Genomic DNA, 26,895 nt, shown 5'->3' with positions numbered 1-26,895 from the left:
GTCAGTCCGCCGCGGGCCCGCCCACGCGGGCGTCGAGCTCCTTGACCAGGCGTTTGGGGGCCACGGCCCGGTAGCTCTCCTCGACCCAGTCGAAGAGCACCTCGGGGTCGGGGAGGTCGCCCGTGAACGGCAGCCACACCCACCCGGCCCGGCCCAGGTTGTAGCCCGCCCTCTCGGCGCCGGGCACCGCCAGCGCGTGCCCGGCGGACTCGGGGAGCTTGACGGTGAAGCCGGGCCGCCACCTCTCCGTGGGCTCCTCGACGCCGAGGAAGACGAAGACCTTCTTGTTGACCTTGATCACGCTTTCTTCCCACGGGAACTCCTCGCCGGCCTCGGGCAGGCCCAGGGCGAACGCGCGCACCCGCTCGCGGATCTCTCGCCAGTCGCTCACCGCCCCATTGTGCCGACCCCCACCGACAATCCGCCGGACCCGCCGGGCCCGCCGGACCCGCCGGACCCACCGGACCGGGATGGCCGGGCACCCGGCGGGCCCGTGCGGTCCCGCCGGACCGGAGGAGCCGGGCGCGCGGCGGCCGGGCCCCGGCGGCGTCACCGCGGCCGGGGCCCGGCGGCGTCACCGCGGCCGGGGCCCGGTGATGTCAGCGGAACGTCGGCTTGAGCACGTCGATGCCGCGCGTGTTGTCCGCGACGTACACGTAGTCCCCGTGCCAGTACGGCTGCCAGGACGCGGCGTCGGCCGGGCGGTAGTAGGCGAGCTGCCTGATCCTGGACGGGTCGCGCACGTCGAGGAAGCGCGTGCCCTGGGAGTAGAAGGACTGGACGAGCACGCCGTCGCGCACGTCGAAGTAGTGCGCCGAGCAGTCCGTGGAGTCCGAGCTCCCCTCCTGCCCGTGGACGTGCCACTTGCCGACGGTCTTCAGCCGGAACGGCCGCTCCGGGGTGGACCGCCAGCCCTGCCCGCCGTGCGACCCGTCGAGCGAGGCGATCACCAGGTGCCCGTCGCCCTCGCAGTTGGTCTGGTGGAACGTCTCCTCGGTGACGTAGATCAGCCGCCCGTTGCCCCAGCGGCGCGGGTCCGCGGCCTCGCGGTGGGTGCGGCCGACCGGGCGGAAGCTGTTGTGCATGAAGCTGGAGTTGGTGGCCTCCTCGGCGATCCCGCCCCCGGCGTACGGCACGGGGTCCCAGGCGGTGGCCTTGCGGATCCTCTTCTGCACCGGGTCGTAGTGCAGGCCGCTCGTGTGGTAGCCGCGGACGCCGCCGCGGCCGGACGCCCAGGCGATGCCGTGCGCGTCCACCTGCACGTCGTGGGTGTAGTCGGTCTTGCCGTCGTTGCGGCCCAGGTCGATGGGCTGCTCGAAGACCTCGGGGTTGCGCGGGTCGCGGACGTCGGTCACCCAGACCGGGCGGCCGCCCCACTCGGCGGGCATCGACGCGGCCTTGGCCGGTCCGCCCGTCCACAGGTACTGGCAGTCGTTGATGCAGCTCGTCGTGTGCCCGGCCGGCACCTTCTTGTACGCGAGCTGGCGGGGCCGCTCCGGCACCGACACGTCGATCACGTAGATCCCGGACTCGCCGGTGGCGGTGTTCCCGCCGAACGCGCGCGGGTCGCGGGCCAGGTAGACGATCTTGCGCTTGGGGTCGGCCTCGCTGTCCTCGGTCTCCCACATGCCCGGCAGGTCGAACTGCCCGACCAGCTTGGGGTTGCGGGGGTCCTTGGTGATGTCGTACGCCTTCAGGCCGAACTGCCCGGAGGCGTACACGATCGTGCGCTTGTGCCGGCCGTGGCCGTAGTCGATGAACATCAGGGAGATCGCGCCCTTGGCGTCCGGCGCGCCGCCCACCCGCTCGACCCCCTTGATGGCCTCGGTGGCCGGCACGGCGGCGGTGCGCGCGGTCTGCGTGTGGACGTGCTCCCCGCCCTCGCCCTCCTCGTGGGGCGGGCAGGCCCAGGCCGCGCCGGCCAGGACGACGGAGAGTGCGGTGGCGGCCCCGGCGGCGGTCAGCGCGCGCCGCGCGAGGAGCCGGAGGACGGAGACTGGACGACGGTCGGTCATGACGCCTCCAAAGCGGACAAAGCACCCGATCTTGGCGCGTCCTCAGTCTGAACGCACCGCGTCCGGCAATCAAGCCGGGACATGATCTCGGTGTGATGCCCTCATCGGGGGCGGACGATCGCGCCGCGGGTCAAGATTCCGGCTGGTCCCGCGAGGCCTCGGCGAGGCGTTCGTGCAGGCGGGACCGGATCTCCTCCGGGGTGTAGGCGCGGCGGCGCCGCTCGGCGCGGGCGATCAGCGCGCCGGACGCCGCGACCCCGGCGAAGGCCGCGAGGCCGAGGATCTTCCACCACCGTCGTCGCATGTGCCTAGGCTACAAGGCGTGGCGCAGAAGACGATCGACCTCGGCGAGGCCCTCGACCTGACCCGCACCGGGGACCTGTGGCTGTTCCGCGGGCGCAGCGTCCCCGACCGGGCGATCCAGGTCACCACCAACAGCCCGGTGAACCACGTGGGCATGGCCGTGGTGATCGAGGACCTGCCCCCGCTCATGTGGCACGCGGAACTGGGGCGCTCGCTGCCCGACATGTGGACCGGGACCCACCAGCGCGGCGTGCAGCTCCACGACATGCGCGACGCCGTGCTCGTCTGGGGGAACCGCTACGGCCAGCGGGCCTGGCTGCGGCAGCTCGACCGGCCCGTCACCCGGGAGATGGAGGACCGGCTGCTGCGGGCGATCGCCCGCCTGGACGGGACCCCCTTCCCGTCCACCGCGCGCCTGGCCGGGCGCTGGCTGCGCGGCCGGCTGCCCGCGCCGCGCGGCCTCCTGCCCGCCCTCCGCCGCCGCCGCGCCAGCGCCGGGGCCGGGGCCAGCGCCGGGGACGGGGCCGGGGGTGGGGACGGAGCCGGGGGTGAGCGCGAGTCGGCCGAGGCGCGCGCCCTGGAGACGGCGTACTGCGCCGAGGTGGTCGCCGCGACGTACCAGGACATGGGCCTGCTGCCGCCGGGCCGCCCGCACTCCTACGACCCGGGCCGGTTCTGGAGCGGCGACGACCTGGAGCTGACCGGGGGCTACGCCCTGGGCGGCGAGATCGCCGTACGGCTCCCGCCCGCCCCGCCCGCCGCCTGACCCGCGCCGCCGGGAACCCCCGCGATCCGCCGCCCGCCGCCGATCGCGAGGCGTCCGCGTGCTCACGGACGGGCAGGTCGGGAGCCGTGCGGGCGTACCGTCCGAACACGGGGCTAACACGACGCTGACCCTCTTCGAATCCGTCCCTCCTAGGCTGCGGCGACACCCACCGGGCGGAAGGACGGAGGGACGCCGACGATGAGCTTCGCGCCGCGCGGGAGCCACTGGGCCGCCAGCGCCACCTGGGGCGACGACGCCGAGGACGACCTCACCCGGCTCGCGCGCGACCTGCTGCGCCGGCACGCCCCCGGCTGGACCGAACGGCGCTCGGGCATGTGGCTGCACCTGGCCCCGCCGGACCCCGGCGACGGCCCGCCGCAGGGCTGGAAGCTCCACGTCTCCGCGACCCGCCGGTCCGCGCCCGCGGTGCTCTCGGCGGTCCTGCCCCTGGCCGTCCGCGAGGGCGCCAGATTCAAGATCGCGGCCACCCTGGACTGGGTGTCCTGGCTGAACAATCCCGGAACCCCGCGCGGCTCCGCCGGCAAGTTCCTCACGATCTACCCCCGGGACGACGAGCAGGCCCGCCGCCTGGGGGAGGCCTGCGACCGCGCCACCGCCGGGATCGCCGGACCGGCCATCCTCTCCGACCGCGCCCTGCGGCCCGGCGGTCTCGTGCACTACCGCTACGGCGCGTTCCGCGACGACAGCGTCTTCACCCCCGACGGGGAACTGCTCGCCGTCGTCCGCGACCCGTCGGGCGCGCCCGTCCCCGACCGCCGCAACGCCTGGTTCACCCCCGTCCCCTGGGCGCCCGACCCCTTCCGCCCCGCTCCCGCCGCTCGCCCCGCCGCTCGTGCCGTACGGCGGGGCGAGGGCGCGGGAGAGGGCACGGGAGAGGGCGCGGCGCGGGAGGTGCTGCTGGACGGCCGGTACCTCGTCCGGCGGGTGCTCAAGCACGCCAACAAGGGCGGGGTGTACGCCGCCGAGGACCGCGCGGACGGCCGCACCGTGGTGATCAAGGAGGCCCGGCCGCACGTGGAGGGGCCGGGTGGCGGCGACGTCCGCGACACCCTGCGGCACGAGGCGCGCCTGCTGGAGGCGGTGGCGGGCCTGGGGCTCACCCCGCGTCCGCTCGGGCTGTTCGAGCAGCAGGGACACCTCTTCCTCACGGTCGAGCACATCCCCGGGGAGGTGCTGCGCGAGCACGTCGCCGGGGTGGCCGAGCGCACCGGCCGCGCCCCCGCCGGGGAGGACCTGCGCGCGCTGGTGCTGGGCCTGGCGGACCTGATGGACGCCATGCACCGGGCGGGCCTGCTGCTGCGCGACTTCAGCCCGAACAACGTCATGGTGCTGCCGGACCTCTCCCTGCGGCTGGTGGACCTGGAGCTGGCGCACCGGCGGTCGTCCGGGCGGGCGCGGCCCCTGCCGCACGGGACGCCCGGGTTCGGCTCGCCCGGCCAGATGGCGGGGCGGAGCGCCGTCCTCGCGGACGACTACTACGGCCTCGGGGCGACGATCGCCTACACCGCCACCGGCATGTCCCCGCCCGCGATCCTGTCCGGCGACCTGGGCGCGCGGGTGCGCGACTGGATCGAGGGGGCCGAGCGTGACGGGCTGGTCGGCGGCGCGGTCTGCGACATCGTGCTCGGCTGCATGGACCCCCGGCCCGCGCGGCGCTGGTCGCCGCGCCGCGTCCGGGAGGCCGCCGCCGCGGTCCCGCGCCCCCGCTGCGCCCATGAGGCGCCCGCCGCCGGCGAGCGGGAGGCGGCCGCGCTCGTCCGGGACGCCGCGTGGTGGCTGGTGGAGAACGCTCGCCCGGACCGCCCGCGGATGTGGCCCGTGAGCTGTGACGGCCTGAGCATGGACCCGTGCAACGCCCAGTCCGGCGCGAGCGGGACCGGCCTCGCGGTGTGCGCGCTCGCCCAGGCGGGCCCGGACCTGGTGCCCGAGCCGCTGGAGAGCCGGCTGCGGGAGACCGCCGCGGCCGCCGCGTCCTGGGTCTCGGCCGTGCTCGGCCCGCCGGAGGCGATCACGGCCCGGCCGCCCGGGCTGTACTTCGGCGCCTGCGGGGCGGCGTGGTTCCTCGCCGAGGCGTCGGCCCTGCTCGGCGACCCGGCGCTGCTCGCCCGCGCGGCGGAGACGGCGCTCGCGGTCCCGCCGGTGTCGTTCAACCCCGACCTGACGCACGGGACGGCGGGCATCGGCCTCACCCAGCTCCGCCTGTGGCGGCGCACCGGGGACCAGCGGTTCGCCGAGCGCGCCGGCCTCGCCGCCCGCGCCCTGGCCGCCGCGGCCGAGCCCGGCCCCGGCGGGGTGCTGTGGCGGACGGCCGGGGGCGCGCCCTCCCAGTTCGCCGGCCGCGCCTTCTACGGCTTCGCGCACGGGAACGCCGGCATCGCCTACTTCCTGCTGTGCGCCGCCGCCGCGCTGGGCGAGCCCGCGTACGAACACGCCGCGCGTGAGGGACTGGAGACGCTGCTGCGCGTCGCCGTACCCCGGGAGACCGGGCTGAGCTGGGACTCAGGGCCCGAGCGGCCGTACGGGATGCCCCACTGGTGCAACGGGTCGGCCGGGGTGGGCATCGCCATGGACCGGGGGTACCGCGTGACCGGCGACCCCCGGTACCTGCGGGCGGCGCGCGGCGCGGCCGAGGCCGTGGTGAGCCTGCGCCGGCGATCGGGCCTGGTGCGCTGCCACGGGCTGGCCGGGGGAGGAGACCTGCTGCTGGACCTGTTCGAGACGACGGGCGAGCGGCGGTTCCGGGACCGGGCGCTGGAGTCGGCGGCCATCGCCTGCGAGCAGCGGGTGCCCGACGGCGGCCGGAGCGTGGTGCCTGACGAGAGCCTGCTGGAGGTGACCGCGGGGCTCAACACGGGCCTGGCCGGGGTCGCCGCGTTCGTCCTGCGCGCCCTGCGCGGAGGACCGGCCCTCCTGATGGCCGACGACCTGCTCGCCGCCCGCCCCGCCGGGCACGGGACGCGGGCGGCGGGCGCCCAGAGGAACGACGCCCCGGGGAACGACGCGCCGGGGAACGGCGCGCCGGACGGGCGCGAGCACCGTCACGAGGACCGTCACGGGAGCCGGCCCGAGGGCCGTCACGAGGGCCGTTACGAGGACGGCGCGGCGGCCGGGCGCGAGGACGTCGCGGCACGGGCGGCGGACGCCCGGGGCCCGGCGGGAGCGTCCCGATGAGCCCCCTCACGCCCGCGGCCGCCGCGCGGGCCGCGGCGGAGCTCGCGGAGATCCCCGTCGCCGAGGCGTTCGCCTTCTCCCGGGCCGGCCGGGCCGCCTGCCTCGCGGACCGGGGCGCGGGGCTCGGCGTGGAGCTCGACGGGACGCCCACGGGACTGCGCGCCGGCGCGGCCGAGGAGGCGCAGCTCGCCGTGACCGGGGACGGGCGGGTCCTCATGTGCGCGGGCGAGCCCGGGGCGTTCCGGATCACCGAGGCCGCCCCCGGGAGGGGCGCGCGGACCTACGCCGAGTGCGAGGACGACCTCGTGCGGCTGCTGCCCGGCCTCGTCGTCGGCGTGCGGGGCGAGGAGTCCCGGCTGTGGGCGCCCGGCCCGCGCGGGCTCAGGGAACTCGCCCGGCTGCCCGGACGGGTGTCCGGCGCGGTCTGGGTCACCCCCGGCCGCGTGCTGGCCGTGGACCTCGCCGAGGCGGGCGAACGGCCCAGCGGCTGGATCGCGGACCTGACGAGGAACGAGTACCGCCGCGTCTTCCACATCGGCCCGGCCAGCGAGGAGCGCGTCGCCGCCTGCGACCCCGCCCGCGACCTGATGGTGCTCACGACCGACGCGCACGGCTACCGCCGGGCCGCCGTGGCCCGGGGCCGGGAGGGGCGGGTCCGGTTCATCCCGCTGGACGGCGGCGACCTGCCGGTGGACGTGTGCGGGCTGGCCCCCGACGGCCGGATCGTGCTGCGGCGGCAGACCGGGGCGACCGGCGAGCTGCGGCTCGCCGACCCCGTCACGCTCGCTGTGTCCCCGCCCCTGGACCTGCCCCCGGGCGTGCCCGGCGGGCCCGTGGTCACCGGCCGGGACCGCCTCCTCTTCCCGTTCAGCGGCCCGGCCACGCCCCCCGGCCCCGCGGCGTACCCGCTGGACGGCGGCGCCCCCGAGCTGCCCCGTGCCCTGCCGGGGATGGCCGCGCCGGTGACCGGGCGGCGGCGCGGGATCGAGGTGCTCGTGCACGAGCCGCAGGGCCCGCAAACCGGCGTCGCGGTCGCCCTGCACGGCGGGCCCGTGGGCCAGTGGTCCCTGGCGTTCACCCCCGAGCTCCAGCTCCTGGCCCGGCTCGGCCTGCGCGTCCTCGCCCCCAACGGGCACGGCTCGTTCGGGTACGGCGCGGCCTTCGTGCGGGCCCTCGAAGGGCGCGCCGGGGCCCTGGACCTGGCCGAGGTGATCGGCCTGCTGGGCGACGCCGGCGAGCCCGCCGTCCTCTACGGCCACAGCTACGGGGCGTACCTGGCGCTGCTCGCCGCGGCGGCCCGCCCCGACCTGTGCCGGGCCGTGGTGGCGGTCGCCCCCTTCACCTCACCCCGCGACCTGCGCAGGGAGGGCGCGGACGCCGTACGGCGGCTCCTGCGCCTGCTCGGCGACCCGCCGTCCCCCCTGGAGACCCGCGACGGCCCCCGCTGCCCGGTGCTGATCGCCCACGGCACGGCGGACGCGGTGATCCCCGTGGCGCAGTCGGAGGAACTGGCCCGCCGGCTCGCCGCGCGGGGCCGCCCGCCCCGGCTGGTCCTCCTGCCCGGGGAGGGGCACCGCGTGCGCACCCGCGCGGCGGCCCGCCTGCTCTACGCCGAGATCGCGGAGTTCCTGGCCGGGACGCTCGCCGCCGCGAGCGCGCCGCCGCCGGAACCCGTCACGACGGCCTCACGCCTTGAGGGAAGGAGGTGAAACACATGAACCGCATGTCCGACCGGCACTTCGAGGTGGACGTCCTCGCGCTGCAGGCCCTCCCGGGCCCGTCGCTGGGTGACGACCACGCCGCTCTGGGTGGTGCGACCTGCCACGTCCTGAGCGTGATCTGCTGCGCCAACACCGTGTGCGTCGGGACCTACTAGGCCCCCGGCACACCCAGTGCGCCGGGGCCGCGCCGTACCGGAGAGCCGTGATGGCCTCCGGCGGCGGCCCCGGCGTCCAGCCCCCGCCGCCGCCTCCCGCTCCAGACCGGGGGGCGGCGGCCCGGCCGTGCGGCCGGAACACCGGAACCATTCCCGGAACCCCCGCCGGGGAACCGTGGCCCGGAGGTGAGCGTGCCCGCCCTGCCGCCCGTCGCCGCCTTCGCGCGGCTCCTCCCCGCCGCGGACCCGGCGGGCACGGCGGCGCTGGCGGCGCGGAGCCTGGCCGGCGGCCTGCTCCCCGTCGGGGTGATGCTGGCCACCGGCGCGCTCGTGGACGGCGTGATCCGCGACCTGACCGGCCCGGCCCACGGCGGGACGGGCGGACCGGGCGGACCGGGCGGCCTCCCCGGACTCCCCGGACTCCTCGGCGCGGCGGGCGGCGCCCTGCTCGCGCTCGGGGCCCTGCTGCTGGCCCTCCAGGTGGCGGTGCCGCTGCTGGACGCGGGGGTCGAGCGGCTCGCCCACCGCGTGGACGTGCTGCTGCGCGACCGCCTGCTGACCGCGGTGCTGACCCCGCCGACGATCGCCCATCTGGAGGACCCGGGGCTGGCCGACGAACTCGCCATGGCGGGCACGGTGGGCACCGAGAAGGTGCAGACCCCGCGGGCGCTGGCCGCCCTGGCCGGGGTCGCGGCCGCCCGGCTGCTCGCGGTGGGCGCGGCCGTCACCCTGGCCGTGTTCGCCTGGTGGGCGCCGCTGCCGCTGATCGCCGCCTGGACGCTGTCCAACGTCTCCTACCGGCAGGGCGTCGAGCGGCTGATCACCTCGATGGAGGCCGCCACCCCGGGCTTCCGCCGCGCCCGCTACCTGGGCGAGATGGCGCTGGACGGGGCGGCGGCCAAGGAGGTGCGGCTGTTCGGGCTGGGCCCCTGGCTCGCGGAGCGCCTCGCGGCCCACTGGCGGGCCGGGACCGAGCAGGCGTGGCGGCGGAACCCCGCCCAGCAGGCCCTGTTCGCGGTGTCCGCCGCCGCCCTCGCCGCCGCGCACGTCGGCGTCTGCGCGCTGGTGGCGCTCGCCGCCGCGCGCGGCGACATCGGCCTGGGCGAGGTCACGGTGTACCTCCAGGCCGTCATGGGCATGGCCGGCTTCGGCTGGGACCCCGACGCCCACTACCTCGTACGGCTCGGCGTGGCGCCCGTGCCGCACACCCTGCGCGTGGCCGAGGCGGCGCGCGGCCGAAGGTTCGCCCTGCCCGGCGCGGACCGGCCGCCGCCCGGGCTCCGGCACGGCCTGGAGCTGCGCGCGGTGACCTTCGGCTACCCCGGCGCGGACCGGCCCGTCCTGCGGGGGCTGGACCTGCGGGTGCCCGCCGGGCGCTCGCTCGCCGTGGTCGGCGAGAACGGCTGCGGCAAGACCACGCTGCTGAAGCTGCTGTGCCGCTTCTACGACCCGGGCGAGGGCGCGGTGCTCGCCGACGGGACGGACCTGCGGGACCTCGACCCCGCGGCGTGGCAGCGCGGCATCGGCGCCGTCTTCCAGGACTTCGGCCGCTACGCGCTGCCGCTGCGCGACAACGTCGCCTTCGGCTCGCCTGCCCACCGCGCCGACGAGGCGGCGCTCGCGCGCGCCGCCGAGCGGGCCGGGCTGCGGGACGTCCTGGACGGCCTGCCCGGCGGGTGGGACGCCGTGCTGTCCCGGGAGTTCGAGGGCGGCGTCGAGCCCTCCGGCGGGCAGTGGCAGCGCATCGCGCTCGCCCGGGCGCTGCTGGCCGTGCACGGCGGGGCGAGGCTGCTCCTGCTGGACGAGCCGACCTCCGGCCTGGACGTCCGCGCCGAGGCCGCCTTCTACGACCGCTTCCTGGAGCTGACCCGGGGCCTGACGACCGTCGTCGTCTCCCACCGCTTCGCCACCGTGCGGCGCGCCGACCACATCGTGGTGCTGGCCGGCGGGCGGGTGTCCGAGCAGGGCTCGCACGCCGAGCTGGTCGCCGCCGGGGGCCGCTACGCCGAGATGTTCGAGGCCCAGGCCGCGCCCTTCAGGGAGGCCGGGCGTGCGTAGGGAGCTGGGGCTGATCGCCGGGGCCGCGTTCCGGGCGGACCCGCGCCGGGCGCTGGCCGCCTGCGCGCTGACCCCGCTGCTCGGGCTGGCCGCCGCCGGGTCGGGCTGGTGGCTGAAGATCCTGGTGGACGCGGCGGCCGACGGCAGGGCCGGGGCCGCCGCCGCGGCGGCCGGGGCCCTGGGCGCGAGCGTCGCCCTGCTCAACTCCGCCGCCCTGGCGCTGGCGCGGCTGCGGTTCCGGCTCCAGGAGCGCACGGGCCTGCTCCTGGAACGGCGCCTGGTGGAGCTGGCCACCGCCCCGGCGGGCATCGAGCACCTGGAGCGCCCCGACTACCTGGACCGGCTCCAGCACCTGCGGACCGGGCGCCCCCTGCTCGGCCAGGGCATCGGCACGGCGGTGCTCGCGGTCTCCGGCGCCGTCCAGATCGCCGTCACGCTCGCCCTGCTCGTGACCGTGCACCCGGTGCTGTCCCTGCTGGTGCTGCTGGGCCTGCCCCGCATGCTGGCCGGCGCCCGCTCCGCCGCCGTCGCGGACCGCGCGGAGCACGCCACCGCCCGCCACGCCCGGCTGCTCGCGCACTACTCGGCGCTCGCCACCGCCCCCGGCACCGCCAAGGAGATCCGCCTGTACGGCCTGGCGGGCGAGATCCGCCGCCGCGCGCGGGACCTGGGCGAGGAACTGGCCCGGCGACGGGTGCGCGGCCGGCTCGCGGCGGCCGGCTGGGAGTCCGCCGGGGCGCTGGTGTTCGTCGCCGCCTACGTGACGGCCGCCGCGTTCGTCCTGGCCCAGGCGCGCGCCGGGACCGCCACGCCCGGCGACGTGGTCCTCACCCTGCGGCTCGCCGCCCAGATCGGCGGAGAGGTGGTCAAGGCCGCGGGCACCGCCCGCACCCTGCGCGGCGTCCTGCTGATCGCCGGCCACTACCTGTGGCTGGCGGACCGCTCCCGCCCCGCGCCGTACCCGGCCGGCCCGCCGCCCGCCCCGGCCCCGCCGCCCGCCCCGGCCCCGCCGCCCGCCCCGGCCCCGCCGTACGCCGCGGGGGAGGGGGAGCGGGGGATCCGGCTGGAGGGGGTCGTGTTCCGGTATCCGGGCACGGCGCGCGACGTGCTGGGGCCGGTGGACCTGTGGCTGCCGCCCGGCGCGGTGGTGGCGCTGGTCGGGGAGAACGGGGCGGGCAAGAGCACGCTCATCAAGCTGCTGTGCGGCTTCTACGCCCCCACCCGGGGGCGGATCACGGTGGACGGGCGGGACCTGGCGGACCTCCCCGCGGAACGCCGCCTGGCCGCCTCGTCCGGGGTGTTCCAGGACTTCTGCCGCTGGGAGCTCGTCGTGCGCGAGGCCGTCGGGATCGGCGACCCGGCCGCCGGGGACGACGCGGAGCGGGTCCGGCGCGCCGCGCGCGCGGCCGGCGCGGAGCCGATGATCGACGCGCTGCCCGAGGGGTTCGGCACGCGGCTCGGGCCGGCGTTCGGCGGGATCGAGCCGTCGTACGGCCAGTGGCAGCGGATCGCCCTGGCCCGGTCCCGGATGCGGGAGCGGCCCGCGCTGTACCTGCTGGACGAGCCCGGGTCGGGCCTGGACCCCGAGGCCGAGCGGGAACTGCTCGGCGAGGTCGTGCGCGGCGCGCGGGAGGTCGCCGCGACCGGCGCGATCACGGTGATCGCCTCCCACCGCCTGTCCACCGTCCGCGCCGCCGACCTGATCGTCGTGCTGGACCGGGGCCGGGTCATCGAGTGCGGCCCGCACGAGCGGCTCGTCTCCGCCGCCGGGGCCTACGCCGACCTGTTCGGCCTCCAGTCCCGCGCCTACGGCTGAGGGCGCCGCCCCCGCCCCCGGAGGCCCGCCCGCCGCCGGCGGGCGGGCCCGCGCCTACGGGCGGCGGCCCGGCCAGGGCGCCGGGTCCACCCCGATCTCGCCCATCAGGCGCGCGTAGATCTCGTAGCGGCGGCGGGCCTCGCCCCGGCGCAGCGCCTCACGCAGCGTGCCCACCAGCCACAGGTGCGTCTCCTCGTCGTAGGGGTCGTGCTCCAGCAGCCGCAGGGCGTACCGCACCGACCCGTCCACGTCGCCCCGGTCGCGCAGCCGTACGGCCAGCCGGCGCAGCACGGTCATGTGGGCGGCGCGGACCTCCTCGGCGATCGCGTCGGCCCACTCCTGCCCCGGGTCCCCCTCCAGGAAGGGCCCGGTGCACGCCTCGGCGGCGGCCAGCAGCGCGTCGAGCGCGTCGTCGCGCCCCGCGTCGTCGGCGGCCACGGCCTCGGCCGCCGCCGACAGGAAGTCCTCCAGGTCGACGCGGGCCAGCGTCAGGTCGAGCCAGACCGCCGAGCCGTCCCCGGCGACCGGCTCCGCGCCGGACTCGCTCTCCAGCACCGACCGCAGCGTGGACAGCAGGACCGACAGTCGGCGGGCGGCCCGCCCCGGCTCCTCGCACGGCCACAGCAGCTCCATCAGCCGCTCCCGCGTCACCGGGCGGCCCCGCCGCGCCACGAGGATCTTGAGCAGGTCGCGGGCCTTGCGCGACCGCCACGCGGAGGTGGGCACCGGCCGGCCGCGCAGGGTCACCGCGAACGCGCCGAGCACCTGGACGGCCAGCTCGGGAACGGGGGCGGCCGACGACGCCAGCGGCCCGGCGGCCCGGTTGTCGAGGCGGACGCCGTACCGGCGCAGCGCCTCCTCGGCCAGCCTGGCCCGGCCGCGGCCCCGGGGCCCGGCGGCGCGCGCGGCGGCCAGCGCGGCGTGGGCGGCGCCGACCGGGTCGTCGATCCCCTCCCACAGCAGGGCGGCCTGCTCGGCGGTCCCGGCGGCGGGCTCGCACATGGCCCGCAGCAGCAGCGCCTCGGCGTGCCCCGGCAGATCCCGCCGCTCGCGGGCCAGGGCCGCGGCCCGCTCGGCGTCCGCCACGGCCTCCGGCACGTCCCCGCCCCCCAGCGACACCCAGCCGCGGGCCAGCAGCGCCTGCACCGCCAGCAGCCCGTCGCCGACGGCCACGGCCCGGTCGGCCAGCCCGCGCGCCGCGACGTGGTCGTCGGCCGCCCGCACCCGGGCCAGCCCGGCCAGGGCCCAGGTCAGGCCGATCACCTCCCCGCTCGCCTCGGTCAGCGCGAGCGCGTGCTCGTACGCCGTCCGGGCGGCGAGCAGCTCCCCGCGGACGCGGTGCACGTCGGCGAGCCCGCACAGCGGCCAGGCGACGTACCGCGACCCCAGCTCCTCGAACATCGCGCACGCCGCCCGCAGGTCCGTCACCCCCTCGTCCGGGCGGCCGCTCGCCCGGCGGGCGCACCCGCGCACGGTCAGCGCGAACGCCCGCAGGGCGCGGTGGCCCGACATCACGCACAGGTCCAGCGCGACGTCGGCCTCCTCGGCGGCGGCGCGCGTCATGCCGTACGCCAGCAGGTTCAGGGCGCGCTCGGTGTGCGCCCAGGCCCGGTGCAGCACGGATCCGCCCGCCGCGCCCGCCTCCAGCGCCGCCAGCCCGTAGGCGTCGGCGGCGGCCCGGTCGCCCTCCGCCGCGGCGAGGGAGGCCAGGGCGGTGTAGGCCGCGCAGCGGGCGCTCGCGTCGCCGCACCGGTCGGCCAGGGCCAGGGCCTGCGTGACGTGCTCCCGGCAGGCGGCCCGGTCCCCGGTGGCGCGGTGGGCGGCCGCCCGCCACGCCCACAGCAGCGCCGTCTCCGCGTCCTGCTCGCCCTCCTGGACGCGGGCGCGCTGGTAGATCTTCAGCGCCTCGCCGAGGTACCCGCGCGACTGCGGCACCAGGGCCGTCCGCCAGGCCAGCGCCGGCTCCAGCTCGTCGTGGTCGCCCGCCGCCCGCGCGAAGCAGTCGAGCGCGTCCGCCCACTGCCCCCGGATCTGCCGGGCGTGGCCGAGCACCTGCTGGATGCGGGGGTCGTCCAGGAACCTCGGGGGCAGCGCCGCCGTCGCCAGCACGGCGTCGATCTCCCCGGCGTCCACCAGGCGCGTGCCGTGCTCGATGAGCAGCGCGGCCACCCCGGCGTGGTCGTCGGCCGCCAGCAGGTGGGCCAGGGCGCGGGCGTGCTGGGCGCGGGAGCCGAAGTAGGCGGCGGCGCGGCGGTGCTGGATCACGCGCTGGGCGGGCGGCAGCGGGTCGTGGTGCTCCAGCACGGCCCGGATCGGCGCGGCCGGGGCCCACGTCTCGCCGCCGTCGGCCCGCCGCACCAGGCCCCGCCGGGCCAGGTCGGCCAGCGCGCCGGCGGCGGAGGAGAACCCCAGGGCCCGGCAGAGGTGGTCGTCGGCCTGCCGGAACGCGGTCAGGTGGCGCAGCAGCTCCACGTTCCCCGGCGGCTCGGCGGCCAGCACCTCGTCCGCGACGTACGCCGCCAGCCGCCCGCCGGGCAGGATCTGGCGCTCCAGCTCGGCCGGGAGCCGGTCGCGCGGCACCCGGCGCAGGCCGTCCACCATGAGGCGGACGGCGGCGGGCCACCCGCCGGTGGCGTAGTGCACGGCGGGGGCGAGCTCCAGCCCGTCCGGCCCGAGCAGGGCCTCGATCAGGCCCGTCTCCTCGCCGCGGCGGAAGGCCAGCTCCCGCGCGTCCACGTCGGCGACGCGGCCCTGCCCGCGCAGCCGGCCGAGGGGGAGCGGCGGCTCGCGGCGGCAGGCGAGCACGAGGCGCAGGCGCGGCGGGGCCAGCCGGCACACCGCGGCGAGGACGTCGGCCACGGGGCCGGGGACCTCGTCGGCGTCGTCCAGGACGACCACCAGGTCCTCGCGCAGGGCCGCGTCCAGCGCCGCGCACACGGCGGCGGCGTCGGGGCCCGGGCGCGGCGGCGCGGGCAGGCGCGCGGCCAGCGGGCCGAGCAGCTCGCGGGTGTCCGCCGGGCGGCCGAGCCAGATCACGGGGTTGCCGGAGTGCTCACGGGCGCGCGCCCACGCGGCCAGCGCCGTGGTCTTGCCCCAGCCGGGACCGGCGGTCACGAGGCAGATCCGCCTCGTCACGGCCTCATCGAAGACCGCCCGTAATCGGGGGCGCTCGATGTGCGGTTCAGCGGGACTCGGGGCATCGCGAAGTGCGGGCCATCTCAAGATTCGCCTCCCTGAGCGGCATTCGCCGATACGTACTCCCGGGCCGCGCCTCTCCGGCGCGTGAGCGAACTGTCGATACCCCGGATTTGCGCATGGTATCCAGAATGAGAACTGAAGCGTGTAAATAGCAATGTGATGGAATTTGTGACCTGCTGTAAATGATGGAATGCAAATTATGTATTACATGCAGGCTTAGTAGGAAATGCTGGTGACAACGGATTTGGCCCGGTTGCTCACCCCTTCGGGGGCGGGCGGCGCGGGCGCGGGAGGGCGCGGCCGATGTCCGTTGGGGCGGTCCGAATATCTGAATCCCGCCACTTACCTGAAAGTCGGCTGAATGTGGGAGGGCGCGATCGCCGGAGAGGCGATCGCGGGATTCGCATTCGTCAGGAGGACGCGAGCCCGGCGACCCGGGCGAGGCGGCGATAGGAGTCGAGCTGGTCCGCGCGGGAGTGGGTGCTGAGGTTGACGAGCACCTCGTCGGCGGCGGTGCGCTCGACCAGCCCGGTCAGGATCTTCTCCACGTCGCGCTCGGTCCCGGCGATCCGGCCGGCCATGCTCTCCTCCAGGAGGGCGCGCTCGCGCTCGGACAGGTCGAGGGCGAGGACGTCCCCGGGCGGGAGCAGGGGCGGGAAGTCGCCGTGGGTGCGGGAGTACGCCGTCGAGTACGCCTCGGACAGGTGCAGCCGCTCGGCCTCCTCCGCGGTCTCCGCCACCGCCACGTTGGCCGCCACGGCGACGTACGGCCGGGGCCACAGGGCGGAGGGGCGGAAGTTCTCCCGGTAACGCGCGATCGCCGCGCGGGTGCGCTCCTCGCCGCCGAACAGGGCGATCACCAGCGCCAGCCCGTGCTCGGCGGCGATGTCGGCGCCCGACCCCGTGGCCAGCACGAACGCCGGGACGCGCAGGCCCTCGCCGGGCACGGCGTGCACGCCGGGGTGGACCGCCTGCTCGCCGGAGAAGTACCCCAGCAGCTCCCGGATCCGCTCGCCGAACTCCTCGGCGTCGCGCCGGTCGTGCCCCAGGGCCCGCCGCACGCCGCCGGTGAAGCCCACCGAGCGGCCCAGGCCCATGTCGATCCGGCCCGGGTGCAGCGACTCCAGCACGCCGAACTGCTCGGCCACGACCAGCGGCCGGTGGTTGGGCAGCATCACGCCGCCGGTGCCCACCCGGATCCGGGACGTCGCCCCGGCCACGGCCGCCGCCAGCACGGTCGGGGCCGAGCCCGCGATGCCCGGCACGCTGTGGTGCTCGGCCACCCAGAACCGGTGGTAGCCCAGGGCCTCGGCCTCCCGCGCGAACCGCACGGTGTCGCGCAGCGTGCCGGCCGCGTCGCCGCCGCGCGGGATCAGGGCGCGGTCCAGGATCGAGAACCTCGTCGCCCGCAGTGTCTCGTTCACATCCTGGACAACGCCGGAGATCCACCGGCATTCCCGAAATATCCTCCCGGAGCGGGACGATCAACCGCCGGTGAGAGCCGGCCACGGGTTCGGGCGGCAGCCCTGGAGGGTGAGGGTCTGCTGGACCATCACCGGCGCGGGCTCCCCCGGCCGCGGGCAGGCCGCGTGCCCGTGGTGCCCCAGCGCGTGCCCGACCTCGTGGTTGATCACGTACTCCCGGTAGGACGCGATGTCCCCCCGGTACGTCGGGGAGCCCCGGCCCCACAGCCGCGCGTTGATCGCGGCCAGCCTCCGGAAGCGGTTGTAGCAGGACGCGCGGCCCCCCGTGCGCCAGGGCAGGCACATCCGGTCGGTCAGGTCCGGGCTGGACAGCGCCACCCGGAAGGCGTACGGCGGGCGGTCGACCCGCTGGAACCGCGCCGCCCAGCCGCGCGGGTCGCCGAGGACGCGATGCACCTCCGCCGCGAACCGCCGGGGCGTGATCGGCAGCCCCTCCTCGACCTGCACGAGGTACCGCACCAGGGGCCCGCCGGCGCCCGGCGGGGGAGCGGCCCGCCCGCGCGCGGTGACGTACCGCCCGCCGGCCGCGTCGGCCACCCGCACCGGGCGCGGCTGCCATCTGCCGTGGGCGAAGAACGACCCGTCCCCCGGGGCGGGTCCCGTGACCGGCGGGGGTTCGGGCGGGGGCTCTGGGAGGGCCTGCCGCGCCACGGGGCGCGTCTCCGGCCCGGGCCCGGGCCCGAGGCAACTGCCGGCCGCGGCCGCGACGGCCAGCATCCCGCAGGCGAGCAGCCGCGCCCGCCGCCGCCGTCGCGCCCTCCTCGCGTGCCGCACCGCGAACCCCCCAGATCGCCGGAACGCCGTCGGGGGGTCACCAGGATCGTAAGCGGGCCGAAGCGGCGGAAGCGCGACCGACACCCCGAAGTCCCGCAACCACCCCGAATCCCCTGGCCCGACCGGAACCCGGCCCCGCCGCCGACGCGGGGCCTGCGGCGCGTGCCGTACGGCGAAGCGGCCAGTCGCGAGGCCGCGCGTGCCGTACGGCGGGGCGGCCCGGGGCCGGTGGCGGGGCCGCGCGTGCCGTACGGCGGGGCGGCCCGGGGCGGGGGCCGGGTGCGCGGCGGGGGTCAGCGGCCGGCTTCGGCCTCGGCCTCGGCCTTGAGGAGGAGGCGCTTGAGCAGGGCGTCGAGGGTCTCCCGCTCGGCGGGGGACAGGACCCCGACGAGCCCCGTCTCGACGCGCGCCTGGATGACCATGGCCTCCATCCAGAGGTCGTGCCCCCTCTCCGTCATCTCGACGTCCACCCGGCGGCGGTCCCCCGAGCCCCGGATGCGGCGGACCAGGCCCGCGCGCTCCAGCGTGTCGAGGCGGCCGGTCATCCCGGCGGGGGAGAGCAGCAGTTGCGAGGCCAGCTCGGTCGGGGTCGCGCGGCGGTCGTCGCGCGCGGCGAGCAGGTGGAGCGTCTGGAACTCGAACTCCTGCAGCCCCACCTCGGCCATCGACGCCTCCTTGGCCTGGCGCAGGTGCTTGACCAGCAGTTGCATGCGCGTCACGACGCCCTCGACCCGTTCGTCGTAGGGGCCCTTGCCGCGCCAGCGGGCGAGGTGGCGGTCCACCGAGTCCTCCATGCCGCGAATCATACGCCAGCGAGTATTTAGTTGACGAAAGATTCGCTAGCGAAGTACCTTCCCTGGCATGGTCTCTCCCGTCACCCGTCTGGTGGCCGGGCGCTCCCTGTCCGCGCTCGCCACCGCGATCATCCCCACCACGCTGACCCTGGCGGTCCTGCGCTCCTCCGGCGGTGACGCCGAGCTGGGCCTGGTGCTCGCCTGCGAGCTCGTCCCCATGCTCGTGTTCCTGCCGGTGGGCGGGGTGGTCGCCGACCGGTTCCGGCCCGCCCGCGTCGTCCTCGCCGCGGACCTGGGACGGGCCGCGGCCCAGGCCGCCCTGGGCGCGGAGCTGCTGCTCGGCGGCGCCCGCCTGCCCGTGATCGCGGCGCTGGCCGCGCTCACCGGGCTGGCGGTGGCGTTCGGCACCCCGGCGGTGGCCCCGCTGGTCGCCGCCGCCGTCGAGGGACCGCGGCGGCTGCGCGTCAACGCCCGCATCGGCGTCGCGACGGGACTGTCCGCCGTGATGGCCCCCGCGATCGCCGGCGGCGTCGTGCTCGCCGCCGGGCCCGGATGGGCGTGCCTGCTCACCGCGGCCGTCTTCGCCTGCTCCGCCGCCACCCTCGGCGGCGTGCGCACCGCGCCCAGGGCGGGCGCGGGCCGTACCGGGCTCGGCCGGGGGCTGGCGGAGGGGTGGGGCGAGGTGCGGCGGCGCCCCTGGTTCCTGGCGAGCGTGCTGGGCCACGGGGTGTGGCACTTCACGGCCGGGCTGTTCCTCACCCTCGGGCCGCTCATCGCCGTGCGGCGGCTCGGCGGCGAGGGGGCGTGGGTCCTGATCGTGCAGTGCGGCTCGGCGGGGCTGCTCGCCGGGGTGCTCGTGGCCCCGCGGCTGCCGGTCCGGCGGCCGCTCGTCCCGATCGCGGCCGGCGCGGCGGCGTTCTGCCTGCCGCTGGCCGCGCTGGCGGTCCCGGTGCCCGCCCCGGCGCTGGCCGCGGCGTACTTCGCGGCCATGTTCGGGCTGGGCCTGCTCACGCCGCTGTGGGAGACGCTGATCGCGGCCCGCGTCCCCGAGGCCGCGCTGGGCCGGGTGCGCTCGTTCGACTCGCTGATCTCGTTCGCGGCGCGCCCGCTGGGGTTCGCGGTCGCGGCCCCGCTCGCCGGCTGGGCGGGCGCCACGGCGCCGCTGGCGATCTCGGCGGTCGCGGTCGCCGCCGCGAGCCTGGCCGTGCTCGCCGTCCCCGGGGCCGTGGCCGACACCACGCCGCCCGCCCCGGTCCCGGCCCGCGCCCCCGTCGGCGAATCTACTTTGTAAAGGGGCCGGTTCGCCCACCACTCACGTCCTCGCCCGCCGGGCTCAGGCCGTACGGCGGGCGGGGACCGGAGTGGCGCGGGGCGGGCGACGGGCGCGTGCGGGACGGGCGCCGGGCGCAAGCGGATCCCGTCAGGGCGTGGACCTTTCGTCAGATCTTGGTTTACGTTGCGGGCATCCGAGCGGAAGGGACCACCTATGAGGGCATTCCGAGCGCGGCTGGCCGTCGCGGGCGCGGGGATCGCGAGCCTGCTGCTCGTAAGCCCGGCGCTGGCCGCCGACACGGGTCCGGGAGCACCGGGGATCGGGGACGCCTACTTCCCTGACTACGGCAACGGCGGCTACGACACCCGGCACTACAGCCTCCGCCTGAAGTACCAGCCGGGCGCCGACAGGCTGGAGGGCACCACCCGCATCCTGGCCACCGCCACCCAGGACCTTCGCCGCTTCAACCTGGACTTCCTGCTGGACGTCAGCAAGGTCAGGGTGAACCTGCAGAACGCGTCGTTCGCCCGCACCGGGACGCACGAGCTGGAGATCACCCCGCGGCACGGGATCCGCAAGGGGACGCCGATGGTCATCGAGGTGACCTACGCGGGCGTGCCGTCGTCGGTCAGCGTGCCCGGGATCACGACGCCGTGGCTGAAGACGGCCGACGGGGCGCTCGCGCTCGGCCAGCCGGAGATCGCCTGGTGGTGGTTCCCGAGCAACGACCACCCCCGCGACAAGGCCACCTACGACATCCAGGTCTCCGTCCCCGAGGGCATGGAGGCGGTCAGCAACGGCGTGCTGGCCTCCCAGCGCACGTCCAGGGGCTGGACCAGCTACCACTGGGTCATGGACAAGCCGATGGCGACGTACCTGGCCACGCTGTTCGTCGGGGACCTGGAGATGCGCCAGGGCACGTCCAGGGGCCGCCCGGTGATCACGGCGTACAACAAGGACCTCGGCCAGTACGAGGCCAACGCCAAGGCGAGCGTGGAGCGCACCGCGGAGATCGTCGAGTGGCTGGAGGGGATCGTCGGGAAGTACCCCTTCAGGTCCATGGGCGGCTCGGTGACCAGCGTCTTCCCCGGCTTCGCGCTGGAGACGCAGACGCAGCCGGTGTACGACCCGAGGTTCTTCAGGAACGCCCCCAACACCTACGTGGTGGTGCACGAGAACGCCCACCAGTGGTTCGGCGACAGCGTCGCGCTCAAGAAGTGGCAGGACATCTGGCTGAACGAGGCCCTCGCGACGTACGCCGAGTGGATGTGGTCGGAGCGCATCGGCGAGGGCACGGCCGCCGAGGTGGCCGCCTTCGTCTACGCGTCCTACCCCGAGGGCGACGCCTTCTGGCAGGTCAAGCCCGGTGACCCGGGTCCGTCGAACATCTTCCACCCCGCCGTCTACGACCGGGGCGGGATGACGGTGCAGGCGCTGCGCAGCGAGGTCGGCGACGAGGACTTCTTCGAGATCCTGCGCACGTGGGCGCAGACGAAGCGGCACGGCAACGCCGACACCGACGAGTTCGTCTCGCTGGCGGAGAAGATCTCCGGCGAGCAGCTCGACTCGCTGTTCACCACCTGGCTGTTCACCGCCGGCCGCCCGGCGACCCCGCCGGCCCCGGCCCCCGTGGCGGCGACCGCCGAGCGCATGGCCGAGCCGAAGTCCTGGCCGCGGCTCAAGGAGGTCCGCGATCTCCTGGCCCGCCGCCACTGAGATCGGCCCGCCCCCGATCCGCCCCCGGACCGGCGCGCGTCCCGCGCCGGTCCGGGGGGCGCCCCCGCAGCCGTATGGCGTGAGCCCGGGGCCGTATGGCGTGAGCCCGGGGGATCGGCGGCGGCGCGTCAGCGCTCCGATTCACGATCCGCTCCGAGTTTCCGCTAGAGTTCATGTCGCACCGAGGGACGCGAAAGCCCCCGAGGAAAGCACGCGGACGTGGCTCAGCTGGTAGAGCATCACCTTGCCAAGGTGAGGGTCGCGGGTTCGAATCCCGTCGTCCGCTCGGAGAGGTCCTGCGAGGCCTTGCTGGTGGAGTGGCCGAGAGGCGAGGCAACGGCCTGCAAAGCCGTGTACACGGGTTCAAATCCCGTCTCCACCTCGCGAAAGCAGGGGCGATTAGCTCAGTGGGAGAGCGCTACCTTGACACGGTAGAGGTCACTGGTTCAATCCCAGTATCGCCCACCACGGCCCATCAGGGCTGATGGCGAGATAGCCGTCATTTCCGGAGATCACCGGGGATGGCGGCTTTCTGCGTTTCCCGGGGATTTCGTGACCCGTGTGGCTTTCGCGGGCGTGGATATCCGCTGAGGAGGGGGGAAACGCGGGGTCTGGTGCGCACCAAGTGTTTACGCTGAGTAGTCAAGGGAATACCAAGAGGCGTAAAGCGTCGTCGACGGCGCGTGGGACCCCAGGGATCGTCGTCGGTCGGGGAGCCCTCCATCCGCCGCGGCGGCGGCGGATCACGGGGAAGGGGTCCGGCCGAACTCATGGACGGTTTCGTCGACACGAGTCCCGACGGGGTGACCGAGCTTCGCGTCCACGGCGTGGCGGGCGCCGGCCCCGCGGACATCCTGCGCCACCCCCGGCCGGCCCGGGTCAGCGGCGACCGGCACGCGGGCTTCTACCGGAGGCGGTGGCCGTCGGACCCGCCCGCCGGGGACGACGACCCCGACCGGCCCGGCCGGTGGCACCGCGAGGCGTACGCCTGGGGGGCGCTGACCTCCGCCCGCGCGAGCCGCGCCCTGTGGCTGCTGCTCCTGCCGTTCACGCTCGTGAACCTCGCCTACTTCATGGCGCCGCGGCCCCCGGACGGCCGGCTGCGCGGGGTGCGCCGCGCGGGGGAGGCGGCGCAGCGGCTGTTCGCGCTGATCGTCACGGGCATGCTGATCTCGTCGGCGGTCACCGCCGCGGTCGACCTCGTCGGCTGGCAGTGCGCGCGCCCCGGCGGGCCCTGCGCCGCGAACCAGTTCCTCGGCTGGCTCTCCGAGCTCCCCGACTCGCGGCGCGTGGCCGTCACCGCGCTCGTCCCGGTCGCCGTGATCGCGGCCCTGTGGGCGCTGGCCGCGCGGACCTGGCGCACCGGGGAGGGCACGGAGATCCCCGCGCACACACCCGAGGCCGCCGACCGCGCGCCCGAGCCCGGCCCGCTGCTCGCCCGCCGCAGGCTGTGGAACGGCCTGGCCCCGGTGGGGCGCCTGCGCTCGCTGCACCTGGCGTACGGCTTCGCGATGATCGCGCTGGCCGTCGCGGCGCCGTTCGCGGTGGTCCCGCCGGGGACCGCGCCGTTCTCGGCCGAGGAGATGGCCACGCGGCCCCCGGCGGTCCTCGCCGCCCGGGCGGCCGTGATCTCGGCGCTGGCCGTGCAGGCGCTCGCCGCCGCGCTGGTGCTGGCGCCGGCCACGGCCCGCCGCACCGAGCCGGGGGACGAGCGGTGGTGGGAGCGCCGGCTCACGGCGTCCTGCCGGGCGCTGCGCTGGGCCGGGGTGGCCGCGTGCGCGACCGCGATCGGGGCGGCGGCATGGGGGCTGCCGGCCTCCGGGGCGGAGCGCCCGGCGCGGCTGCCGGGGCTGCCCGCGCTGGCCGGGGTGGACTTCTGGGCGGCCGCCGGGCTGCTCGGGGTGATCGCGCTGACGACGGCGGCGCTGGCCGCGGGCTCCCGGGGGTCCGGGCCGCGCGCGATGCTGGGCATGGGCACGTGGGTCACGCTGTTCCTGGCCTGGGGGCTGGCCGCGGCGTTCTCCACCGGGCTGGCCTTCTGGACCGCCGACGCGCTGGGCACGCCGGTCTTCCCCGGGCAGCGGCGGCCGGACGGCCTGGAGGTGTCCGGGCCCGAGTGGTGGTCGGTGGTGGCCATGACCGCGGTGGCCGGGCTGGTGGCGCTGCTCGCGGGGTGGCTCGCGGTGCGCTGGCGGCTGGACGCCCGGCGCCTGCGCCCCGCCCTGACCTCGTCGTACGGCGGGCAGGCCGGGCGCGTGGCGCGGGTGTGGTCGGCGGCCGGGCTGACCGAGCACATCGGGCCGGTGCTGTTCACCGCGGCGCTGGCGGGCGTGGGCTCGCTGGTGACGGTGACGGCGCTGTTCCACTCCGACCCGTCCGCGCCGCCTGACGGGTGGTTCGGCCGGCTCGCGATGACCGGGGCGACGATCACGGCGGCGTTCGCGGCGGGGCTGCTCGCGCTGGGCTGGTTCGCCTACCGCAACCGGAGCCTGCGCCGCACCGTCGGCATCCTGTGGGACGTGGCGACGTTCTGGCCGCGGGCGACCCACCCGCTGGCGCCGCCGTGCTACAACGAGCGGCTGGTCCCGTGCCTGATCGACCGGGTGCAGACGCTGGAGCGCACGGTCCTGTCCGGGCACAGCCAGGGCAGCGTGATCACGGCCTCGCTGGTGCTCCAGCTCGACCGGCCCCTGCGCTCGCGCGTGTCGCTGATCACGCACGGGTCGCCGCTGCGGCGGCTGTACGCCGCGTTCTTCCCGGCGTACTTCGGCCCGTCCGCCCTGGCCGCCGTCCGCGACGCCGTCGACGGGCGCTGGCACAACCTCTACCGGCTCAGCGACCCGATCGGCGGCCCCGTCCTGCACGACCGCGACCCGTTCGCCCCCACTCCCGTGACGGACCCCGTGGACCGCTACCTGTGGGACCCGGCCCGCGAGCCCCTTCCCGGCGGCGGGCGGCCCCCGTGCCACGGCCACTCGTCCTATTTCGAGGACCCCGTCTACCGGGTCTCCCTGCGCGCCCTGGGCGGCCTCCCGGGTGAGGCCGGCCCCGCCGTACCGTCCCCCCGCAAGCCCTCGACGAAGGAGGAGCAGAACGTGCCTCGCCAGGTCAAGGCGACCCCGCCCGCCCCCCGCCGGTCCGCGAAGAGCGGGTCCGCCCCCGCCGGGCCCCGGTCCGGCGGCCGGGCGGCCGCCGAGAAGGACCACGCCGGCCCCCCGGAGGCGGAGCCCGCCGAGGACGCGGAACCCCGGCGTTCCCGGGCCAAGGCGGCCGCCACCAGGTCCCCGGCCGCGCGCACCAGGGCCACCGCCCAGGCCGCGCCCGAGCCAGCCAAGCCATCCAAACCGGCCAAACCGGCCAAGCCTTCGCGGAAGGGCGGCGACGCCGCGCCCGACCCGCCGGAGCCCCAGATCCCCGAGCCGAGGGGAGGCGACGCGGCCGGGGCGGCCGGCCGGGAGCCCCAGGCCCCGGCGCCGGAGCCGCCCACCCCGAAGACCCGCGCGCCGGCCCCGGAGCGGGCGGCCGCGAAGAAGCCCGCGACCCGGCGCACGGCCGAGGCCGGGGAGAAGGGACGCAAGCCCTCCGCGAGGAGGACGGCCGCCTCCACGGCCACCCGCGGGAAGAAGAAGCAGGAGGAGGACACGGGCACGCCGACCCCCGAGAAGCCCCCCACAGGCCCCCGGGACGAACCGGCGGCCCCGCGAGCCTCCGACCCCTCCGGGAACTCCCCCGAGAAGACCGGGCCGCGGGACCCGGAGCCGTCCGCCTCCGGCGCCGAGTCCGAGGAGGCCGCGGGCCCCCGCCGGGCGACCGCCGAGCGGGCCCGCAGGGACCCGGCCGGGGGCGCCGCCGGCGAGGACCCCGCCACGGCGGACGCCGGGCCGGAACCGGCCGGCCCAGAGCCGGAACCGCCCGGCGCCGAGCCCGGCGAGCCGGACGCCAGGGCCGGTGCGCCGACCGCCCGGCCCGGCGGGGCGGAGGCCAAGGCCGCTGCGGGCGGCGAGGAGACCGGCGCGCGGGACGCCGCGACCGGAGCGGAGGACGGCGGGTCCGACGCGGCCGGGACCGGGAGAGCGGACGCAGGCGGCCAGCCCGCGAGGAAGGCGGCGGGTGCCCGTCCCCGGGCCGCCGGCGGCGCGGCGGGTGAGCCGGAGGCGGCCCCGTCAGGCGGAGCCGGCGGGGAGACCGGCGAGGCCGCGCGCCCCCGCCGGGCGACCACCAAGCGCGCGCCGGAGAAGGCCGCGCCGGAGAAGGCCACGGCGGAGAAGGCCACGGCGGAGAAGGCCACGGCGGAGAAGGCCACGGCGGAGAAGGCCGCGGCGGAGCCCGGCGCAGGTCCGGCGAAGGGCAAGGCCGGAGCGGCGAAGGGCAAGGCCGGCGCGGCGAGGGCCAAGGCCGGAGCGGCCGGTGCCGGAGTCGGCGCGGATGACGTCGAGACCGGAGCGGAGGACGCCGCCTCCGGAGAAGGGGGCGCGGAGACCGGCGGGTCCGGGCGCTCCCGCCGGACGGCCGCCAAGCGCGCGCCGAAGGCCGCGGCTGAGTCCCGCGCCGCCGGCGAGGGCGCCGGCACGGCGAGCGCCGGGAAGGGCGGGACGGCCCGGCGGCGCGGCGGGGGGAGGGAACCGGGATCGTGAGGTGACGGCCGGGCGGTGGCGCGCGGGACGGGTACGTGGCCCGGGGGTGGTCGCGTCGGGACCGGCGTCGAGGCCGGGCCACGGGACGCGTGAGGGCCGCGAGGGGGTACCCCTCGCGGCCCCGGCGGTCAGGCAGGCTCCCGCGGCCAGGGAGGAGGCTCCCGTGGTCAGGAGGCGGCGGCCTCGCCGTGGAGGATCTTCGCGAGGAAGGCGTCCAGGTTGGCGCCGGCGCGGGCGACGCGCTCCTCCAGGGAGAGGGACTCGGTGAAGCGCAGCCCCGTCTCGCTCTTGCGCAGGCCGCGCAGGTAGAGCGGGCAGGCCAGGTCGGCGCACATGTGGACGCCCACGGTGTTGCCCTGACGGCCCGCCGCGCCCACGCGGGCCGCGGTGAACAGGGTGGAGCCGCTCCCCGCGTGGGGGGTGAGGCAGACCGAGCACATCGTGCTCTTGGCCGCGCTGCGGCGCACCTCGTGGACCGCGCGCAGCACCACGCCGGTGAGCTCGCCGCCGCGCTCGGCGACGAGGTAGGCGCGGTCGGGGGCGCCCGGGTCGCGCCAGCCCAGGAAGTCCAGGTCGGCCCAGGGCAGGCCGGGGAGGTCACGCGGCACGAACAGGCGCCGCGCCTCGCCCTTGGAACAGTTCACGAAGGACGAGCGGATCTCGGATTCGGTGAGGGGTCTCATCATGCACCTGGCAATCGTCTGGTTTCTCGGTACGGCGGGCGCCGGGCAGCAGCGGCGCGGGGATCGCGCGGGGCGCCGCGGTGGTCGCCCATGACGCCGCCGGCGGTCCCGCCGTGCACCTGGAGGAGCGCGGCGGCGCAGGCGGTCCCGGCGGCGCCGCCGGTCTGCCGGCCGAGGGCGTTCGCCGTGGTCGCGGCGGACATCTCGGACGCGGGCAGCGAGTGGTGGAGCGTCAGCATGCGCGGCGCGCCGGTGGACGCGGGTCCCGCGCCCCGCGCGAACAGCGCGGCGGCCGGCAGCGGGGTGGACGCGC

The 26,895-nt window shown here is 77.2% G+C and carries 18 protein-coding genes and 3 tRNA genes; 12 read left to right on the top strand and 9 right to left on the bottom strand.

From position 1 onward, the window contains the following. Position 1: 1 nt before the first annotated feature. The 3 genes from D5H75_RS06040 to D5H75_RS41275 all read right to left on the bottom strand — a co-directional run bounded on the left by D5H75_RS06040 (position 2) and on the right by D5H75_RS41275 (position 2,319). Positions 2–391, bottom strand: a complete 390-nt coding sequence (locus D5H75_RS06040; RefSeq protein ID WP_202637872.1) for an MmcQ/YjbR family DNA-binding protein — start codon at positions 389–391, stop codon at positions 2–4. Positions 392–599: 208 nt separating this feature from the next. Then, the gene (locus tag D5H75_RS06035; RefSeq protein ID WP_119925359.1) at positions 600–2,015 is read right to left on the bottom strand and encodes an LVIVD repeat-containing protein; all 1,416 of its coding nucleotides are present in this window, start codon (positions 2,013–2,015) and stop codon (positions 600–602) included. A gap of 130 nt (positions 2,016–2,145) precedes the next feature. Further along, positions 2,146–2,319, bottom strand: a complete 174-nt coding sequence (locus D5H75_RS41275) for a hypothetical protein (RefSeq protein WP_202637871.1) — start codon at positions 2,317–2,319, stop codon at positions 2,146–2,148. 18 nt (positions 2,320–2,337) lie between these two features. Here D5H75_RS41275 and D5H75_RS06030 point away from each other — a divergent pair, with 18 nt between their 5' ends. From D5H75_RS06030 to D5H75_RS06010, 6 genes are all read left to right on the top strand, one after another. Then, the gene (locus tag D5H75_RS06030; protein WP_119925358.1) at positions 2,338–3,084 is read left to right on the top strand and encodes a hypothetical protein; all 747 of its coding nucleotides are present in this window, start codon (positions 2,338–2,340) and stop codon (positions 3,082–3,084) included. 198 nt (positions 3,085–3,282) lie between these two features. Next, on the top strand, positions 3,283–6,276 hold the full coding sequence (gene lanL / locus D5H75_RS06025) for a class IV lanthionine synthetase LanL (protein WP_119925357.1): 2,994 nt from the start codon (positions 3,283–3,285) through the stop codon (positions 6,274–6,276). Further along, on the top strand, positions 6,273–7,985 hold the full coding sequence (locus tag D5H75_RS06020; protein WP_119925356.1) for an alpha/beta hydrolase family protein: 1,713 nt from the start codon (positions 6,273–6,275) through the stop codon (positions 7,983–7,985). The genes lanL and D5H75_RS06020 overlap by 4 nt, the downstream gene beginning before the upstream one ends. A gap of 5 nt (positions 7,986–7,990) precedes the next feature. Beyond that, positions 7,991–8,152: a hypothetical protein gene (locus D5H75_RS41270; protein ID WP_202637870.1), complete on the top strand. Its 162-nt coding sequence runs from the start codon at positions 7,991–7,993 to the stop codon at positions 8,150–8,152. A 186-nt stretch (positions 8,153–8,338) separates the two neighbouring features. Beyond that, positions 8,339–10,210 carry an ABC transporter ATP-binding protein gene (locus D5H75_RS43970; protein WP_147425073.1) on the top strand — a complete coding sequence of 624 codons (1,872 nt, stop codon included), beginning with the start codon at positions 8,339–8,341 and terminating at the stop codon, positions 10,208–10,210. Next, positions 10,203–12,026: an ATP-binding cassette domain-containing protein gene (locus D5H75_RS06010; RefSeq protein ID WP_119925354.1), complete on the top strand. Its 1,824-nt coding sequence runs from the start codon at positions 10,203–10,205 to the stop codon at positions 12,024–12,026. The genes D5H75_RS43970 and D5H75_RS06010 overlap by 8 nt, the downstream gene beginning before the upstream one ends. A 54-nt stretch (positions 12,027–12,080) precedes the next feature. Here D5H75_RS06010 and D5H75_RS06005 read toward each other — a convergent pair whose 3' ends face one another. From D5H75_RS06005 to D5H75_RS05990, 4 genes are all read right to left on the bottom strand, one after another. Next, the gene (locus tag D5H75_RS06005; protein ID WP_119925353.1) at positions 12,081–15,161 is read right to left on the bottom strand and encodes an AfsR/SARP family transcriptional regulator; all 3,081 of its coding nucleotides are present in this window, start codon (positions 15,159–15,161) and stop codon (positions 12,081–12,083) included. A gap of 473 nt (positions 15,162–15,634) precedes the next feature. Continuing rightward, complete coding sequence (locus D5H75_RS06000; protein ID WP_119925352.1) at positions 15,635–16,648, bottom strand: LLM class flavin-dependent oxidoreductase; 1,014 nt, start codon at positions 16,646–16,648, stop codon at positions 15,635–15,637. Positions 16,649–16,708: 60 nt separating this feature from the next. Further along, entirely contained in the window at positions 16,709–17,482 is a 774-nt protein-coding gene (locus D5H75_RS05995) for a DUF3152 domain-containing protein (RefSeq protein WP_242454015.1), read from the bottom strand. Between the two features lie 293 nt (positions 17,483–17,775). Further along, positions 17,776–18,276, bottom strand: coding sequence for a MarR family winged helix-turn-helix transcriptional regulator (locus tag D5H75_RS05990; RefSeq protein WP_119925351.1), 501 nt, complete (start codon positions 18,274–18,276; stop codon positions 17,776–17,778). A 67-nt stretch (positions 18,277–18,343) separates the two neighbouring features. Between D5H75_RS05990 and D5H75_RS05985 the strand changes: the two genes are divergently transcribed. From D5H75_RS05985 to D5H75_RS05960, 6 genes are all read left to right on the top strand, one after another. Continuing rightward, positions 18,344–19,567, top strand: coding sequence for an MFS transporter (locus tag D5H75_RS05985; RefSeq protein WP_119925350.1), 1,224 nt, complete (start codon positions 18,344–18,346; stop codon positions 19,565–19,567). 195 nt (positions 19,568–19,762) lie between these two features. Continuing rightward, positions 19,763–21,265: a M1 family metallopeptidase gene (locus D5H75_RS05980; RefSeq protein ID WP_119925349.1), complete on the top strand. Its 1,503-nt coding sequence runs from the start codon at positions 19,763–19,765 to the stop codon at positions 21,263–21,265. Positions 21,266–21,478: 213 nt separating this feature from the next. Continuing rightward, positions 21,479–21,551 (top strand) — tRNA-Gly (locus tag D5H75_RS05975). Positions 21,552–21,576: 25 nt separating this feature from the next. After that, positions 21,577–21,647, top strand: a tRNA-Cys gene (locus D5H75_RS05970). 11 nt (positions 21,648–21,658) lie between these two features. After that, positions 21,659–21,733 (top strand) — tRNA-Val (locus tag D5H75_RS05965). A 302-nt stretch (positions 21,734–22,035) separates the two neighbouring features. Beyond that, positions 22,036–25,899 carry a hypothetical protein gene (locus tag D5H75_RS05960; protein ID WP_119925348.1) on the top strand — a complete coding sequence of 1,288 codons (3,864 nt, stop codon included), beginning with the start codon at positions 22,036–22,038 and terminating at the stop codon, positions 25,897–25,899. Positions 25,900–26,066: 167 nt separating this feature from the next. Here D5H75_RS05960 and D5H75_RS05955 read toward each other — a convergent pair whose 3' ends face one another. After that, a complete protein-coding gene (locus D5H75_RS05955) occupies positions 26,067–26,585 on the bottom strand; it encodes an FBP domain-containing protein (protein ID WP_340137750.1) in 519 nt (172 codons plus the stop codon). Further along, the gene (locus D5H75_RS05950; RefSeq protein WP_119925347.1) at positions 26,582–26,821 is read right to left on the bottom strand and encodes a hypothetical protein; all 240 of its coding nucleotides are present in this window, start codon (positions 26,819–26,821) and stop codon (positions 26,582–26,584) included. Before D5H75_RS05950 ends, D5H75_RS05955 begins: the two co-directional genes overlap by 4 nt. Positions 26,822–26,895: the final 74 nt, after the last annotated feature.

It is taken from the genome of Bailinhaonella thermotolerans (assembly GCF_003594875.1).
Taxonomy (GTDB): domain Bacteria; phylum Actinomycetota; class Actinomycetes; order Streptosporangiales; family Streptosporangiaceae; genus Bailinhaonella; species Bailinhaonella thermotolerans.
This window is presented reverse-complemented; position numbering and strand designations above follow the sequence as displayed.